This is a genomic window from Psychrobacter sp. P11G3 (genome assembly GCF_001435845.1).
GTDB lineage: Bacteria > Pseudomonadota > Gammaproteobacteria > Pseudomonadales > Moraxellaceae > Psychrobacter.
This window is the reverse complement of the sequence record NZ_CM003596.1, coordinates 1868256-1885645: the sequence shown is the minus strand read 5'-3', so window position 1 is coordinate 1885645 and position 17390 is coordinate 1868256. Positions and strand designations below refer to the sequence as shown.

Annotated in this window: 13 protein-coding genes and 1 other RNA gene; 8 read left to right on the top strand and 6 right to left on the bottom strand. The window is 42.3% G+C overall.

Going from position 1 to position 17390, the window contains the following annotated elements:
- Positions 1-42: 42 nt before the first annotated feature.
- From AK824_RS07570 to AK824_RS07550, 5 genes are all read right to left on the bottom strand, one after another.
- On the bottom strand, positions 43-675 hold the full coding sequence (locus tag AK824_RS07570) for a DNA-3-methyladenine glycosylase family protein (RefSeq protein WP_057760365.1): 633 nt from the start codon (positions 673-675) through the stop codon (positions 43-45).
- 207 nt (positions 676-882) lie between these two features.
- Complete coding sequence (locus AK824_RS07565; protein ID WP_057760364.1) at positions 883-1614, bottom strand: Smr/MutS family protein; 732 nt, start codon at positions 1612-1614, stop codon at positions 883-885.
- A gap of 107 nt (positions 1615-1721) precedes the next feature.
- On the bottom strand, positions 1722-2591 hold the full coding sequence (trpC, locus tag AK824_RS07560; protein WP_057760361.1) for an indole-3-glycerol phosphate synthase TrpC: 870 nt from the start codon (positions 2589-2591) through the stop codon (positions 1722-1724).
- 170 nt (positions 2592-2761) lie between these two features.
- On the bottom strand, positions 2762-3883 hold the full coding sequence (trpD, locus tag AK824_RS07555) for an anthranilate phosphoribosyltransferase (protein WP_057760359.1): 1122 nt from the start codon (positions 3881-3883) through the stop codon (positions 2762-2764).
- A gap of 97 nt (positions 3884-3980) precedes the next feature.
- Positions 3981-4604 (bottom strand): anthranilate synthase component II, encoded by a 624-nt coding sequence (locus AK824_RS07550; RefSeq protein ID WP_057760357.1) that lies wholly within the window; start codon positions 4602-4604, stop codon positions 3981-3983.
- 828 nt (positions 4605-5432) lie between these two features.
- Here AK824_RS07550 and glnA point away from each other — a divergent pair.
- On the top strand, positions 5433-6842 hold the full coding sequence (gene glnA / locus AK824_RS07545; protein WP_057760355.1) for a type I glutamate--ammonia ligase: 1410 nt from the start codon (positions 5433-5435) through the stop codon (positions 6840-6842).
- Positions 6843-7044: 202 nt separating this feature from the next.
- Positions 7045-7788 (top strand): DUF4124 domain-containing protein, encoded by a 744-nt coding sequence (locus AK824_RS07540; protein ID WP_057760353.1) that lies wholly within the window; start codon positions 7045-7047, stop codon positions 7786-7788.
- 123 nt (positions 7789-7911) lie between these two features.
- Here AK824_RS07540 and AK824_RS07535 read toward each other — a convergent pair whose 3' ends face one another.
- Positions 7912-8628 (bottom strand): SIMPL domain-containing protein, encoded by a 717-nt coding sequence (locus AK824_RS07535; protein ID WP_057760351.1) that lies wholly within the window; start codon positions 8626-8628, stop codon positions 7912-7914.
- Positions 8629-8936: 308 nt separating this feature from the next.
- Here AK824_RS07535 and ffs point away from each other — a divergent pair.
- The 6 genes from ffs to AK824_RS07510 all read left to right on the top strand — a co-directional run bounded on the left by ffs (position 8937) and on the right by AK824_RS07510 (position 17285).
- Positions 8937-9033: signal recognition particle sRNA small type (gene ffs / locus AK824_RS13440), an RNA gene on the top strand.
- Positions 9034-9300: 267 nt separating this feature from the next.
- Positions 9301-9897 (top strand): LemA family protein, encoded by a 597-nt coding sequence (locus AK824_RS07530; RefSeq protein ID WP_082624601.1) that lies wholly within the window; start codon positions 9301-9303, stop codon positions 9895-9897.
- A gap of 13 nt (positions 9898-9910) precedes the next feature.
- On the top strand, positions 9911-12901 hold the full coding sequence (locus AK824_RS07525; protein WP_227511133.1) for a M48 family metalloprotease: 2991 nt from the start codon (positions 9911-9913) through the stop codon (positions 12899-12901).
- A gap of 114 nt (positions 12902-13015) precedes the next feature.
- Positions 13016-13924: a DNA polymerase III subunit psi gene (locus tag AK824_RS07520; protein WP_057760347.1), complete on the top strand. Its 909-nt coding sequence runs from the start codon at positions 13016-13018 to the stop codon at positions 13922-13924.
- A gap of 92 nt (positions 13925-14016) precedes the next feature.
- Positions 14017-15144 (top strand): 3-phosphoserine/phosphohydroxythreonine transaminase, encoded by a 1128-nt coding sequence (gene serC, locus AK824_RS07515; protein WP_057760345.1) that lies wholly within the window; start codon positions 14017-14019, stop codon positions 15142-15144.
- A 308-nt stretch (positions 15145-15452) separates the two neighbouring features.
- Positions 15453-17285, top strand: coding sequence for an extracellular solute-binding protein (locus AK824_RS07510; protein WP_057762501.1), 1833 nt, complete (start codon positions 15453-15455; stop codon positions 17283-17285).
- The last annotated feature ends 105 nt before the right edge of the window (positions 17286-17390 follow it).

The following is a 17390-nucleotide window of genomic DNA, read 5'->3' as shown; positions in this document are numbered from 1 at the left end:
GAGTGGTAGTGAATAACACTAGCTATGTCTTTGCTCAATTATTCATAAAGGTACTGCAGTTTTATCACGTAATGAGCCGTAGTACGACCAAAGCAATAGACTGGCAGCACTGCGACAAGGTGACCAGTGCTGAGTTAAGTCTTTTAGCTGCTTGGGTGTTGGGCGCTCTGCTAAGCCTAACAACTCCATGGCTGCAACTTTAATGGCTAAATCATCGACAGCGAGTATGTCTGCACGTTTTAGTGAAAATAGTAAATACATCTCAGCTGTCCAGCGCCCAATGCCTGTCACAGCTGTCAAGGTTGTTATGACTTCTTCATTTGGAAAGGTTTCTAACGCTGCAAAGTCTATATCATGATCCACTAAAGAGCGTACATAACGAGTTTTCTGCTTGGACAATCCCTGTGTCTTCAAAGTATCGTCTGTCGCTTCACGTATAGCTTGCGGGGTGATCAATTCTGCATCAACCAACCGTTTCCAAATACTGGCAGCGGCGGCAACTGATAACTGCTGACCTACCATCGCTCTCATCAACTGCTCAAACCCACCTGCGTTATGCCTAAGGTTAGGTGTGCCAACCTGCTTATGCACAGGAGCAAACCTTGGTTCAATGGTAATCAGTGTAGCAATCTGCCTTTCTAGTTCGTTGGTGTTTTCAATAGTATGTATGCTCATAGTGATTTCGCTTTGCTAATTAGAAGGTGCTCAAGTCTATATATTAATAAAAGGTGAGAAGCTCACATTAAATGGAATGTACATGAAAGAAGGCATTCATTAAAGGAAACATTGTTGCAGTCTACGTCTAGACCATAAGTGATTGATAAAAAAAGGACTGCTTATTTGCAGTCCTTTTGATGTAGTACCATATCACTAACAGTAGACCTATTCGCCATCTGCTTTAGGTTTTTTAAGTAGTACTAGTACAGCACCGTTACCACCATCTTTTGGTGGCGCAGAGCAAAAAGCTAATACTTCTGGCAATTGACGCAACCAGCCATTGATACAGGTTTTTAAAATCGCTTCACTACCTTTACCATGGACGATTTTTACCATAGTTTCGTTTTTCTGCTTGGCTTGGCTCAATAGTTGAGTCATCGCTTCGCGAGCTTCTTCTATCGTACAGCCATGGATATCTACCGCATCATACCAACGCAGCTTGCCTTTTTTGAGCTGATCAAAGATTTTATTTTGCAGTGTAGGCTGCTTATAAGACAAATAAGCTTCAGCAGCGACAGGGTTCAGTAGTGCTTGCATATCTGACAAGCCTGCGCCTAGATCACTGGCTTCACTACCTTGAGCTGCAGCACGTTTTGATAGTGTCGCTGCATCAGGTTTACCTGCTCTAGCTGCGCTGGCAGGTGAGCGGACATTTTTGTCTTCTAGCTGATTGACACCATGCATGGCTTGCATAAATAGAACTTTATCGTCATCGATATGTTCACTATCTAGCTGCTTAACCGTCTTTTTTACTTGCTTTTGAGTCGGTAGCGATACCGGTTCAGTTGGCTTTTGATTCTCACCTTCAGGTGAATTGGTATCACGGCCTTTGCTCAGCTGGCCTTTGAGTTCTTTGAGCTGGTCTTGCATTTCTTTTGAAAACAGAGAGTTTGACATAAAAGTTAACGTATCGTTGATTGATGAATGGTTGATTGAACTATGTATATAGCATAGACATTGTTGAAGCTATTAGCATATATTGAAACATAAATTATTGAGTTACTTTACCCGTCTGCTACGACGCCCGCAAGTAAGGATTGTAACGCTTGCCCTGGATGATCAGTTTTCATAAATTGCTCACCGATCAAAAAGTGCTGAATATCATTATTTAGCATCAAACGAATATCATCACTGCTATGAATACCACTCTCGGTCACGATAAGTGGTTTTTGTTCAGCACTATCAGTAGCAAGTGCGTCGTTTAAAATATTCTTAAGATCAAGCGTGGTTTGCAGGTCAACATCGAAGGTATTTAAATCACGATTATTGATACCGTAAATATTGTGTACTGAACGTGGCAACTGTAGCGCACGCTCAAGCTCAGATTTGGTATGCACTTCTATCAATACGTCCATACCAAGCTCAATACTGAGTGCATGTAGCTCTCGTACTTGGGCATCATCTAGGCAAGCCATAATGAGTAGGATGCAGTCAGCGCCCATTAGGTAAGATTGATAGATTTGATAGACATCAATCATAAAGTCTTTACGTAATATCGGTAAGCTTGAGGTATTAGCCGCTTGAATAAGGTAGCTGTCATCGCCTTGAAAGTAATCACGGTCGGTCAATACAGACAGACAACTAGCGCCTGCTTGCTCATACTGCTGCGCAAATAGAGCAGGGGTAAAGTTATGATTGATAATGCCTTTAGACGGTGAGGCTTTTTTAATCTCAGCAATGATACCGATACCATTTTCTTTAGTGCCAGCAGCATGTAATGCCGCGGCAAAACCTCGACGCGGTTTATCATCAGCTGCGACCTGTGCTTTCAAGTCCTCTAAAGACAATGCTTCGCGAGCGGCTTTTACTTCTTCTACTTTGGTGGCGACAATGCGCTGTAGCACTGACGGTATGTCTGAATGGGTTGTGGTCATACTGGTATCCGAATATCGTTAAATGTAAATACAGTCAGAGAGCTATTAATAACTACTAAATGGCTACGGCGTTTCCCTTCCTAGATGTACGATTTGTACAATCTGTGGTCGGCTGCCTTGTATCCGTTTTAGATTTTTTTGACTATAGACAGTATATAAATGCGTATAGATTAACCTTGAGCGACTAGCTGTTGGGTATAGTTGGCTAAAGACTCAAGTTTGAGTAAAGAATCACCATTTTGAATGATTTTCTGTGCTCGGCTAACACCGTTAGGGTAGTTGCTGGCAAGTCCTGCGGTGTATATCGCGGCACCTGCATTTAGCGCAATCATGTCACGTGCTTTAAGTACGGCACGGTCATGAGTGTCGGCTCCAGATAGTGCAGCACGAATCAACTCAAGGCTTTGTGCTGGAGAGTCGACATCGAGGCCAATAAGGGTTTGAGATTCGATACCCGCATCTTCTGGCATCATGTCATAAACTGATATCTCGCCATCTTTTAGCTCAGCGACTGTGGTCGAAGTCGCAAGACTGATTTCATCAAGACCATCTTTTGCGCCTACTACCATGACATGACGTGCGCCTAAGTTTTTCATTACCTTAGCAATCGGCTCACATAACTGCGCGGTAAACACACCGATGACTAAGTTTGGCGTGCCAGCAGGGTTGGTCAATGGGCCCAAAATATTAAAGATGGTACGCGCTTTTAACTCACGGCGTACAGGGTTGGCGTAACGCATGGCGCTGTGATGATTGGGTGCGAATAAAAATCCAATACCTTGGTTTTCGATACAGTCTTTTGTTTGCTCTGGCGTGAGCGCAAGACTGATACCTGCTTGCTCAAGTAAGTCTGAGCTACCAGACTTGGTCGAAACGCCGCGATTGCCGTGCTTAGCAACTTGTGCACCAGCTGCCGCAACAACCAACGCCGATGCAGTCGAGACATTGAACAAGTTAGCACCATCACCGCCAGTACCAACGATATCTACCAAGTAATCGCAGTTCTTTGGTTCAATATTGGCGGCTAGTGCACGCATGGCACTGGCAGACGCAGTAATCTCGTCGATGGATTCGCCTTTCATGCGTAGTCCTGTCAAGATAGCGCCCATCATAGCGTCGCTGCATCTACCTTGCATGATAATCAGCATCACTTGATACATCTCATCAAAGGTTAAGTCAATGTGTTGAAATATTCTACCCAAAGCTGTGGTTAGCAATTGATGCGTTTGCTCATCAGACAATTTTGCAATACTCTCTGGCGTGTGCGTTTCTTCTATTTTTGTCGTACTCATTATGGTCTCACTTACTATTATTTTTTATGTGAATCTGTGTGAAATGTGGCATGGGCTTATAAAAGTAGTATTTTTATTAACATGCTTTTAGTAAAATCTAGCCAACTTGCGGTAGCTCATCGGATGTCAGAGTAGCTAAGCCATGAGTCTGTAAAAAGTTATTGAGCAATTGGTAACCTGCTTCGCTCAATATCGACTCAGGATGGAACTGGACGCCTTCTACAGCAAACGCCTTATGACGAATACCCATGATTTCCTCAATACTACCATCGGCATTTTGTGTCCATGCGGTGAGCTCAAGGCAGTCTGGTAGGCTGGTCTTGTCAATGACGAGCGAATGATAACGCGTAACCTGTGACGGGTTAGGTAATCCAGAAAACACACCTTGCTCGTTGTGATAGATAGCGGATAAGCGGCCATGCATGACTTCGCCAGCTTTGACCACTTGACCGCCAAAGGCTTGACCGATCGCTTGATGACCCAAGCAGATACCCAGTATGGGAATAATCCCTTTAAATGTCTTAATGGCTTGCAGCGAAATACCCGCACGGTCAGGATCGCACGGACCTGGGCCAATCACAATCACATCAGGTGCAAGGGTTTTAATCTGCTCAATGCTGACCTGATCATTACGCCAGACAGTGATGTCCTGCTTTAGCTCACCGAAGTACTGTACGATATTGTACGTAAAGCTATCGTAATTATCGATCATCAAAATCATTAAGGCTTCAACTTATCAGTTTTATTATATTTTTAACATAAAATTGGTTCTCACTGTTATCGAGTTACTTGATTGCCGGACACAAGTAGCTATGACTATAACAGAGGGGGTTATTGCGCGCGGTTATCTTACCACTATTTTGTTTTCTATCAAATGGAGGGTATAGGCTATCTAAGTAAGCACCAAGTAAAAACATATTTTTTATTATCGTATCGATAACGAGGATAGTTTGATCAAGTGTAATGTTATGAATTCAAATATTGGCATTGCACTATAAAATAGCATTTCAATAATAAATATATTTGTATTTGCACCAATTAAGTGCTTTCTGTCCTCAACTGGTGCTCTGATTAAGTGCTATTCTAAAACTGAACTTGATGAGAATTAATTAATATATAACGATATTAATCATATAAATCACTGTAAATATTGATAATTAAATCTATTTATAACTATATCTGTTATCAGAGTGTTAATACATTGGCATAGCCTTTGCATTGTTGCTGTTATGATTATTTTTAAAGCCAAAAAACTGGTCTAAAAATAATTATTAACAAGAGCCCGAAGAGTTCAGCATTATGAGTTGTATATTGCTAGAATGTCGTTAGGATTGAATTGGCGTATATTAGACCATGTGCACAAATATTGGTCTGATTGAGTAAACGCTTTGGATGCGCATCTTGACTAATACGCAAAATAGTGCTGATAATAAGCATAATATCGAATGCGCTGTTTTAGTATTGAGAGCACATCTGACATTCTTGGACAAGAACATCATATTAATAATTTTAAATCGCAATTACGTGATCAACACAACGGAGACTATTCATGTCGAATAAACTATTAGATCTTATCCAATCCTCTAATGCTAAATGGGTTGATTTTCGCTTTACTGATACACGCGGCAAAGAGCAGCACATCAGCTTCCCAGCGCATACCGTTGATGAAGATGTCATGGAAGATGGCAAAATGTTTGATGGATCATCAATCGCTGGTTGGAAAGGTATCGAAGCGTCAGATATGATCTTGCGTCCTGATCCAGAAACTGCTTTTGTTGACCCGTTCTTTGACGCGGTGACTGTGGTAGTGACTTGCGATATCATCGAGCCATCAACGCTACAAGGTTATGACCGTGACCCACGTTCTATCGCACGTCGCGCTGAAGAGTATTTAAAGTCTACTGGTATCGGTGATACTGCTTACTTCGGTCCAGAGCCTGAGTTCTTTGTATTTGACGATGTTAAATGGTCAGTCGATATGTCTGGCGTTAGTCATAAAATCACGGCTGAAGAAGCAGCATGGTCGACTAACGAGACTTACGAGTGGGGCAACATGGCGCATCGCCCACGTGTGAAAGGCGGCTATTTCCCAGTACCACCAATCGATAGCTCACACGATATGCGTGCTGTTATGTGTGAACGCATCGAAGAAATCGTTGGTGAAGGTTCGGTTGAAGTTCATCACCATGAAGTTGCTTCTTGCCAGTCTGAAATCGGTGTTGCATTCAACACGATGGTACGTAAAGCGGATGAAGTTCAGCAATTGAAATATGTTGTTCATAACGTTGCGCATCAGTTTGGCAAAACAGCTACCTTTATGCCTAAGCCAATCGTTGGTGATAACGGTTCAGGTATGCACGTACATATGTCAATCTCAAAAGACGGCGTAAATACATTCTCTGGTGATGAGTATGCTGGTCTGTCTGAAACAGCATTATACTTCATTGGCGGTATTATCAAGCATGCGCGTGCGTTGAATGCGATTACCAACCCATCAACGAACAGCTATAAGCGCCTAGTTCCTCATTATGAAGCGCCTATCAAGCTTGCTTACTCAGCGTCTAACCGTTCAGCATCTATCCGTATTCCACACGTGAGCAGCCCGAAAGCGGTACGTGTAGAAGCACGTTTCCCTGATCCAACGGCTAACCCATACCTAGCGTTTGCTGCACTATTGATGGCTGGCCTTGACGGTATCCAAAACAAAATGCATCCAGGTGAAGCTGCTGACAAAAACTTGTATGACTTGCCACCAGAAGAAGAAGCACAAATCCCAACGGTTGCAGAGAGCTTAGATGTTGCATTGCAAGCACTGCGTGATGATCATGACTTCTTATTAAAAGGCGATGTATTCACTGAAGACATGCTAGAAGCGTTTATCGCTTTGAAAGAAGAAGAAGTACAACGTCTGAACGTAACTGTGCATCCAGTCGAGTTTGATATGTACTACAGCTGCTAATTAGTCGCTAAAGCACTCAGTTGTTTTGAGTCATAAAAACCAGCTAAGTTATTCTTAGCTGGTTTTTTTATGCGTATTAATAAAGTGTATCAGTCCAATTGCTGAATTTTCTTTGAAATCGCTACTGATTTCATGTCAAAACTCACGCATAATAGTTTTATAAAATTATATTAATAGTAGACACTATCTAGGTTGATGGATTATGACTTTATTAGCAAAACCGAGTTTCTTGAAGAGTAGGATTAGAGTTGGGTTATGGACTACGGTTGCTCTCGCTAGTCTTTGTACATCTCTCACGAATGCTGCACCTATTTATAAAGTGGTTGATGAGCAAACCGGTCAAGTCACCTTTACTGACCGTCCACAGGATTATGAGCAGCAAGCTGGCAAACAAGTCAGTCAAACGGCTATTACGACAGGTAATGAGACGAGCAGGTCAACTAGTCTGAGTACGACAACCAATTCTAATACAAGTCGCGAATCATCAAGTGCGTCGCAGACAGCGACTACTACCGAGTCGCCTGCGATAAATACTAAGGTTACCACGCCAGTAAACTATCAGTTAGCCATTACTGAACCTAGCGAAGAGAGAGCCTATCGTCGTCCCGTACAGAATATCGATGTCAATGTACAGATTAAGCCTGCGTTACAGGTAGGTGATAATGCCCGTATTTATTTTGATGATAAAGAGGTTGCACAAGGTTTGAGCGCGTCTATTGCTACTGTTGATGTTTTGCCAGGTGCTCATATAATCAAGGCGGTTATACAAAGCGAAACTGGCCAAACACTTGAGCAAATCACACGTACTGTATACGTAATTCAAAACACGACCACATTGCAAGACAACAAAAGAAAGGCAGAGCAGCTGTTGGCTTATCAAAAGCTAGCTTGGTATCAAAAATTGATGCTAAAACTGCGTCAACAGGAAGTTGCTAATTCACAATGATGGTCTCAATAATGATTGAATATAATGAATAGATATCCCTAGCAAAATAAAAAGGCAAGCACCGTTAACGACGCTTGCCTTTTTTGATGCAAATCACTTATTTTATTTGAACTATAAGCTGTCTTATTTAGTTAGCTCGATGGTACCGTTAGCAGTCACCGAAATAGTACTGTTGCCAGACTCAAAGCTTTGACTTGGTACTGACTCGTCTGCCATTCCTGATTTCATGCTCATAGCGCTATACATCGGACGTGGGTAGTTGCTACCTGTGTTTAGGTTAACATTGACGACGCGATAGCCACGAGCATCCCACGCGCGGGTAAGGCTCTTAGCTTGCTGCTGAAAAGCGCGAGAGGCTTCGGTCATTAATTTTTGCTCTAGAGCATCCTTTTTGGTATCTGATACGCCAAAATTAAGATTGTCCATCACCAAGGTTTCTTGCAAATCAGCAATTAGTTGGCTAGTCGCTGAAAAGTCTGTGCTTTTTAAGTCTATGTTTGCTTGACCTGTCCAGCCAATGATTTTATCGTTCTTGTCGTAGCGTGGATAGGTGCGCTGTTGCCCTGTGCTCACGGTCACGCTAGGATAGCGCTTGGCGATTTTCATGGCATTGTTGATTGAGGTGTTAAGCATTGTGGCTAAAGTCTTAGAGTCAGTTGCCTGTGCTTTCTTGTACAAGCTGGCACGTACTTCGTCGTTCTGAATTTCTTCTTTTATTTCTGTCTGAAACGTCAGTTGATCATAGCCAGTGGGTTCTGCATGGGCGCTACCCATCATCGCTGTCATAAGACAAACCGTACCAGAAACTAGTGCTGCTTTATTCAATAAAGTATTTTTCATTATTATCTCCTAAGTTGATTCTAATAATATATAAATGACAATTATCAACGCTCATTTATACACGAAAAGTTGTCCCTATTGTTTTTTAAACATCGACATGGGTGCAACTTCATTCACTAAAATAGCAAAATTCATATAAGTTGCTGTGAGAATTTTGTGACCTAAGTTACTGATATAATTTGTGCTCATACATTGCGAACATGAGCTAATGAACTAAATGACAATGCTATTTAGGGTCTAAAGCAAACAGTTTTAAGATAGGGGTTGTAAAATTAAAAATTTCTTGTATAATTTGCGACTGGTGGCTCCATTGGTAGCCTCGCAACATTGTTCTATGAATCCCGCCAGGACCGGAAGGTAGCAACGGTAATAGTTATAGTGTGTGCCGAGGATGTGCTTTTGGAGTCGCTTTTTTTTGCCTAAAATTTGATAATTATATTTATAAAGTATAAAAGACATATTTGTGATGTATTAAGCCCTTCATTGTAAAGGGTTTTTTTTGGTCAAAATTTTGTCTGATGGTTATCTATTTGCTTATGTAGTTTTCAATTTAACTTCCTGTTCGATTTCCTTTGTAGTTCTTATCTAGTTCTAAGGTTTTATTGATTAATATGAGTTAAAATACAATGTATTAACTTTTTATTAACATTCTAGACACCTTGGAGTTTGATTATGAAGATGTTTGTTTGGCTATTCATTGCATTTGTGGTGTTGGTAGTTGTGTTTGGGGTATCCATTTTTAATAGATTGGTACGCGCACGTAACCAAGCAAAGAATGGCTTTGCTCAAATAGATGTTCAACTAAAGCGTCGTCATGATCTGATTCCAAACTTGGTCGAAACTGCCAAGCGTTATTTGAGTCATGAAGAAGAAACACTCACTCGCGTCATTAGCGCACGTAATCATGCCCAAGATCTACAAGACTCTAATAAACATCAGCCAGACTCACTAGAACATATGGCACTATTTGCAAAAGCAGAAGGTATGTTGTCTAAAGCGTTGAGTCAATTCTCCGCTGTCGTCGAAGCCTACCCAGAGCTCAAAGCCGATAGTATGATTAAGGAGCTCATGGACGAACTAACCAATACGGAAAATCGTATCGGATTTGCGCGTCAGCATTATAATGACAGCGTGATGTTTTATAATAACGATCGCGAAGTATTCCCGAATAACCTCGTTAGTACGACTTTTGGCTTTCGTCCACTCAGTCAGTTGGTATTCGAAGATAGAGAAGCGATTGCTCAGGCACCGATTGTAAACATGGGCTAAGGTTTAGACAATTTTGGCGAACTCTAGGCAGCCTAATCTGATGGATTTTTTTGGTGAACAGCGGATACGTACGCGGCGCAGTCTATTACTTTATGGACTGTTTTTCCTGATTGTACTTGCTCATATGGCAGTGGGACTGGCTGTCATGTCTATACTGCTGACAGTATTTACAGGCGGTATATACTACTGGGTATTGGTTCTGGTCATTGTCTTGACGTTAGGCAGTTTCGTTGGTGGTAGTTTTTTAGAGTATCGACGCCTGCGAGCAGGTGGCCGCGCTATTGCTCAGCGAGTAGGGGCGGTTAGGCTATTCATTGATAACAGCCAAGAAGCATGGGAGCACAGTCAAGGAGTCGCTCATCAACACGAAGCTGAAGAAAAGGTTCGCTATAGTTCACGTCATATAGCAGTACGTGACGAGCGCGATTTTCCGCCCGTTTATCGTCGCTACTATGAAATCGCTCAACAACTGGCCATTGCGGCAGGTTTGCAAACCCCTATTTTGTACGTGCTACCTGACGAGCAGGGTATCAATGGTTTCGTCGCTGGTCGCCATAGCTCAGATATGGTACTCGTCGTTACCCAAGGTGCGCTAGATAAACTGTCTGATGAGGCGCTATACGGACTCATCGGTCATGAATATGGTCATATATTGCACGGCGATGCTACGTTCAACTTACAGCTGATGGTAGTATTGGCAGGCTTGCAGATACTGTATGACTGGAGTGACCCAATATCCAATCATATCTCTAATCGTATCTCTAATCGTCTCTCTAATTATAGTCACTTTGATAGCGATAGTATTTCCCAAAAGTCTCTATCACAAAGACAGGTTGATACGCTTGCACGCAATACAGAAGCGCAAACCGCCAATTTCAACACGCATAGTGAATGGGTCGCCTACTGGCAGCAGCAATCACAACAACAGCAGTCTTCAGCCAAGCGTCAATCTAAATGGGTGCAAACGCCACCTATAATAGATCGTCAAGCCCCGCGTAGTGTCTGGACATTGCTACTGCATGGTTTAAGCTTCTCCAGTATGGCAAGCGCGCAGTTGATTAAGCACAGTTTTAATCGTGAGCGCGAGCTACTTGCTGATGCCACTAGTGTTCAATTGACACGTACGCCTGCGATTATCGAAACCTTAAAAGCCATTCATCAAGACTCGCTCGGCTCGCGTTTGTCTGGCATCGCCGATATCAATGGACTGAGTCATTTTTTCTTTGCTAGTAGTGGGGCAGACTTGAGTGATGTATCGTGGTTTGCCACCCATCCAAGCTTGACTGATCGTATGAGTGCTATTAATGTGGATGCTTATCATCAGTTCGCGGTACAAGTCGCCAAAGAAAAGCGAATAAATCAGCAAAAAGTTAAAGAAATATATAGGCAACGACGCTTAGGTGATTGGGGAGCAACAAAAGAAAATAGCCTAAGTGAAGATTTCCCAGAAAAAAACGTGCAGCAGTCGTCGTTACTTGGATCTCAAACAGCTGCAACGATTAATACAGGTGACATTAAACAGCCAAATGATAGAAAAGTTCTTGCTGAGTCTGGGAACGGCAGTCGTAACAGAGATATCTATGAATCAGAAGTTAATGACGGCTTAGAATTTACCGTAGACGCTGATGTGGTAGTCGGTGGGCGACTTCAAGTAAAGGCCGAAGACGTTGGTGTTCATCAGCTGTTAAAACCGTGGCAGGCCAAACCGGACGCCGACCTACCAGAAAACACACTAATTGGGTTTAATGATATTCAAAAGGTAACACTACCTCAGTATATACTCAATCATAGTCATCATCCTCTAGGTGCGCTAGCATTAGTCGAAACTGTCTTGCTTTGTCATCAGCATCGACCCTTATCAACGACTGCCATTTATAGTTTGAATGATATTTGGAATGAAGGCTTCTCTGTTGCGACTGACTCGACTTCCCATGAGCAAGTATTGCCACATAAGATAGATACTAAGCTGATGACAGTAGTAGCCAGTTTGGACAGGCGTTTAGACAGCGCTTTGATTGGGCTCGCCTTAAACCAATTGCATCAAAAGAATTTATCTGAACTATGTATCGAAGATCTAAAGCTTAAAAGTAAAGACGATCATAGTCACGACAGTCATCAGTACTATAAAAAACAAGAAAAATGCCGTACGATGTTGTTGCGTTATCAGCAGGGCATATTTGAGTTGTTTAACCAACAGCTGACATCTGACTTAACCAAAAGCTTAGCTTATGATTCGTCAGATCAAAATATATCTAGTGATAACTCTCATGCGGCTGCGATTACTCTGAATAACCCGTTAGCTTTAGCACATCAGAGATCGCCAATATTATCACTATGGCAAGTGTTACATTTGCAGCAGTTACTACCGATATTGTCTAAAGTTTTACAAGATACAGACGCGCAAGCGCTATGGACGCAGATACTGAATACTGGTATGGAAGACGTAAGGGCGCAATTGGACCCTTCAAGTCAGGTGTTTACAGGACTCAGTGAATCAGAAGTATCAGTTGTTGTCTTATTGGCTTATCGACTATCAAAAGATGCCAAAGGCCAGATGATCTCAATGCATGACCGATCGTTATTGAGTGAGGGTACTGACAGTGTGGCGCATTATATTGTAGATTTGAGACGGCATGCGCGCTTGATTGATATTGATCTTATGACAGTAAGCGATGTTAATTTACAGTGGCTATTATTGACCGCACAGCACTTGAATAGCATTCAGTTATTGGCGATTATTTCTGCGGTTCCCGTCTCTGCCAGTCACTCTATCAAGCGCTTGGTAGGTGCTCAGAATGCTGATAATTATCGAGAGAAGCAACAGGATGGTAGCCAAATAGATTATAATGAAGGTGAGATGAGCCAGCCTACTCATAATGAGTATCGCCAATGGTTAAGTACGTTGCATACGGTGATGTTACACGATACGATAATCAGCCAAGATGAATACGACTGTTTGCTGGCAATGTCAGAGCATTGGCTAGGCATTCGACAGCTGTTTTGATGGGTATGTATCTAGTGTTTGATTAATAGTGTGATGCATACTCAGTGAGAGCTGCCAAAACCATAAAAACATTTATAAATGATATAAACAAAATGAGTAGGATAGTAGAGTCGAATGAGTGATACCCAAGACCCGCTAACTGTATTACAGCGCCGTGTGCAGCAACGACAAATTCTAGCGATGATGGGTATCAATCAGTGGGTACAACCTGAGTCAGAAACCATCAATATGGCTGACATTGCGACAGTTTCGGTTGAGCAATCACATATTGATTCCACTGACATTGAGTCTAACAACAATGAAGTAGCGAGCGCTGGAATTGTAGGCACAGTTGATCAACCGACTGATGGTTATGATATCAGTGATTATAACGCTAGCGACTATGTTACCGATGAGTATGATGCTGATTTGCAAGCTATCACTGAACAGACGGCTAGCGAGCAAAGCCCTGTTACTTATAGTTTTGATTCCGTTGATTCAACTACGATTGGCTCAAATACTGTTAGTTCAAGTACTGAGTCTAACTACCATGACATCCCAAGTACTGCATCGAACCAAACTGCTGTAACCTCTACGACTGCCCCTATTGAGCAACCTCAATTTGCGCAAAGTGATTTTCCGCAGAGTACTAGTGATGACAGCATAAATGATGATAGTTTAAAAAAAGTAGCACCATTTGACCTGCAAGGTGGCCGCTATAATGACTGGGTAATATTGGTTGATATCAAAGCGCTGAATAGTGATAGTCAAAAACTATGGCAAAACATTACTCAGGCGCTATCAATCACTTGCGAGACAACATCATTCCCGATTTGTGATGGTATGGATACTGCTGAGCTTGCCAATGCCAGTCTTGCAGGATATATTTTTCGAATTGGCCGAAGCGAAGATATACAAGTTGCTGCACTGACCGCGCTGCCTGATGGCCTTCAACATCCCAATCTGACCACTGTGCCGACATTAGAAGAAATGCTCGCAGACAGTGATGCTAAACGTCAGCTGTGGGAGCAGATATCTCATTGAGTTGTATGAAAACTAACATCGATACCAATGCCTTTATCAACAAACTGAAATAAAAAACATCCTTTTATTTCATCATACCTAGGACTGTGATTATGCCTACAACCCCAACGTCTACAGCAACTACTACACCGCATCGCCTGCCAAATTTTTGTGCTGGCCCTGCTACCATGCCAACAGCCGTATTAGAGCGCGCACAGAGCGAACTGCTTGATTGGCAAGGTCGCGGCCTATCGGTCATGGAAGTCAGTCATCGTAGTAAAGAGTATATGGCCATTACTGATAAAGCAGAAGCTAAGCTACGCACGCTTATGGAGATACCAGATAACTATAAAGTGCTGTTTTTGCAAGGTGGCGCTAGCTTACAGTTTTCTGCGATTCCATTGAATCTGTTGAATGGTGGACGCGGTGACTATTTGACGACAGGTGCATGGTCAGGCAAAGCGATCAAAGAAGCCAAGCGCTATGAAGCACTGGGTTTGGGCGAGATTAACTTAGTTGCGACTGGCAAAGAGAATAACTTTACTGACGTACCAGCGCAAAGCGATTGGAATATCAGTGAAGACGCCGCTTATTTTCATTACTGTGCCAATGAAACAATTCATGGTTTACAGATATTTGAGCCGCCACAAGTAGATGCGCCAATCATTGCTGATATGTCATCTTGTATCTTGTCACAGCCGATAGATGTGTCTAAATTTGGCATGATCTACGCGGGCGCACAGAAAAACATCGGTCCTGCAGGTCTAGTCATTGTCATTATCCGTGATGATTTGATGAGGCAGGCAAGTGAATGGTGTCCTATGCTGCTGAACTATGAGCATCAAGCTGACAAAGAGTCTATGTCTAACACGCCAGCGACGTATTCTTGGTACTTAGCAGGGCTAGTGTTTGACTGGTTGGAAGAGCAGGGCGGTGTGGCTGCTATCGGTAAAATCAATCAGCAAAAAGCCGATTTACTTTATAAGATAATCGATGAGAGCAGTTTTTATAATAATCCAGTAGATTCTAAGTATCGTTCTATCATGAACGTGCCGTTTACTTTAGCAGACAGCAGCCTTGATAAAGTATTCTTAGAAGAGTCAGAAAAAGCTGGCTTGTTAAATCTAAAAGGTCATCGTGATGTAGGCGGTATGCGAGCCAGTATCTACAATGCCGTGCCACTTGAGTGGGTACAGCAGCTGGTTGACTTTATGATTGCCTTTGAAAAAAAGCACGCGTAAACAAGATAATAACTCCTAACGTATAAAGTCTTCATATATAAACTGCACATCAAGAAAGGCGCAACTGTTCATGGTTGCGCCTTTTTTATATTTATAAACAAACAATTTGGTCATGCTAGCGCGTAGTGATAATGGTTTGCCGTGGATATCGCTTAATGCTATCACCATTAAGTCATATCCACGGCAAACCATTAGGTTAAAAAACCTAAGTTTGTTATGATAAAATTTTGCTATAACGCTGTTTTGCTGTCAGGCTTTACGTTTTGATATTTATATTGGTTAGCATAGAGGTTTGTTATAACGTCATGATAATAAAAAACGCCCTGTTAAAAGCCATGTTGCTAACCATCACCGTCAGTTGGATACCGAGCAGTATCGCTGCACCTATTACGACGACCGCGCTTGGTCACAATAGCCCCACTGAGTACATCAATGCACCTTACTTACCTTATGCCAATCCAAAAGCGCCATCAGGGGGCACGCTTTCTCTAGATGCTCGCGGTACGTTTAATAGCGCCAATAAATGGATGACCACGGGTGTCGCGATGATTGGCACAGACTATCTGTATGATACTTTAATGACTGGCTCATTGAATGAAGCTTTTACCATGTATCCGCAGCTGGCAAGTAAAGTGACATATGATCCAGATGATACGAGCTGGATTATTTATCATCTCAATCCTAATGCTCGTTTTTGGGATGGGTCGGGTGTAACCAGTCGCGATGTAAAAGCAACTTTTGAGGCGATATTGAACAAAGGTCCTATGTATATTCGCAGTTATTTAAGCGATATTAAAGACATTCAAATCATTAATGATCAACAAGTAAAGTTTGTCTTTGCATCTGCTGAAAACAAAGAGATTTTACTGACTGTTGGCCAGTTCCCTATATTTGCCAAGTCTTCCATTGATACCGATTTTGAGAAAATCAGTCTGTCGCCATTGATGGGTAGTGGTCCTTATAAATTAGGTCGAGTCGATGCGGGACGTTCGGTAAGTTATATACGTGATCCCAATTATTGGGGTCGTGATTTGATGGTCAATCGTGGCCGCTACAACTTTGATAGGATCAAGTTTATTTATTATCAAAGCGATGAAATTGCCTTTGAGGGTTTTAAATCTGGTCAATACCGTTTTCGCCCCGAAAATAAAGCATCTAACTGGGTAACTGGATATAATTTCCCCGCAGTGAAAGCAGGGCTTATCCAAAAAGAGACGATAACCAGTCAAAATCCAGTACCGATGCAAGCATTGGTGATGAATTTGCGTCGCCCAATCTTTCAAGACATCAAAGTTCGCCAAGCACTGACAGCTGCTTATGATTTTGAATGGATGAATAAAACCCTATTTCATGGGCAGTATGAGCGTTTGCAGAGCTTCTTCCATGGCTCAGAGCTTGCCGCAACGGGTACGCCATCTGATGCAGAGATGCAGGTATTGACACCGTTATTGTCTGAGCTCGAACCGAAACAGCACCAAGCAACATTAGCAGAATGGCAGCTACCCACCAGCGATGGTAATGGTTTTAATCGTCAAGGATTATTAGAGGCGCGTAAGCTATTGTTAGAGGCTGGGTTTTATTATGAGGATATGAAACTATATCAACCTGATGGGTCGCTTGCTCAGATTGAGATTTTGATGACAGGCGAGACCATGGGCCGTGTATTGTTGCCTTATATTCGCAATCTAAAACGCTTGGGATTTGATGCAACCTTGCGTCAAGTCGATGGGCCGCAATATTATGAGCGTATGCGCCGTTTTGACTATGACATGGTCGTGGACGTATTTGCTCAAAGCCTATCTCCTGGTGCTGAGCAAGCGGCATTTTGGGGTAGCGCTGCTGCTGACGAGCCTGGCAATCATAATAGTGCTGGTATCAAAAATGCTGCCGTCGATAAGGTCGTTGCTGCCCTTGGTAATGCCAAAAATCGTGACGAGATTGTACTGTATACACAGGTGTTAGATCGGTTGTTGCGCGCAGGTCATTATGTCGTACCGCTATACGGCAAATCTGGCACCAATGTCGCCTATTGGGATCAGTATCGCCATACTGAAAAACTACCGACCAATGCTGTTGGTATCGATTACTGGTGGGTGGATAAAGAGGCAGAAGGGCGTATCAATAAATATTTAAAACAATAAACAGTATTTACTATAAAGCTTGACCCGATAACAACGGACAGCTGAGCCTATATGTTGTTTTATTAAATATATGCTATTGCTATCAAATAACAGTTAAATTAAATA

Excerpts from the sequence above, each read along its gene's own strand:
- AK824_RS07520 (WP_057760347.1), top strand. The coding sequence starts at position 13,016 with ATGAGTGATACCCAAGACCCGCTAACTGTATTACAGCGCCGTGTGCAG.
- AK824_RS07530 (WP_082624601.1), top strand. The coding sequence starts at position 9,301 with ATGAAGATGTTTGTTTGGCTATTCATTGCATTTGTGGTGTTGGTAGTT.
- AK824_RS07565 (WP_057760364.1), bottom strand. The coding sequence starts at position 1,614 with ATGTCAAACTCTCTGTTTTCAAAAGAAATGCAAGACCAGCTCAAAGAA.
- AK824_RS07535 (WP_057760351.1), bottom strand. The coding sequence starts at position 8,628 with ATGAAAAATACTTTATTGAATAAAGCAGCACTAGTTTCTGGTACGGTT.
- AK824_RS07540 (WP_057760353.1), top strand. The coding sequence starts at position 7,045 with ATGACTTTATTAGCAAAACCGAGTTTCTTGAAGAGTAGGATTAGAGTT.
- AK824_RS07570 (WP_057760365.1), bottom strand. The coding sequence starts at position 675 with ATGAGCATACATACTATTGAAAACACCAACGAACTAGAAAGGCAGATT.
- glnA (WP_057760355.1), top strand. The coding sequence starts at position 5,433 with ATGTCGAATAAACTATTAGATCTTATCCAATCCTCTAATGCTAAATGG.
- serC (WP_057760345.1), top strand. The coding sequence starts at position 14,017 with ATGCCTACAACCCCAACGTCTACAGCAACTACTACACCGCATCGCCTG.
- trpD (WP_057760359.1), bottom strand. The coding sequence starts at position 3,883 with ATGAGTACGACAAAAATAGAAGAAACGCACACGCCAGAGAGTATTGCA.
- trpC (WP_057760361.1), bottom strand. The coding sequence starts at position 2,591 with ATGACCACAACCCATTCAGACATACCGTCAGTGCTACAGCGCATTGTC.
- AK824_RS07550 (WP_057760357.1), bottom strand. The coding sequence starts at position 4,604 with ATGATTTTGATGATCGATAATTACGATAGCTTTACGTACAATATCGTA.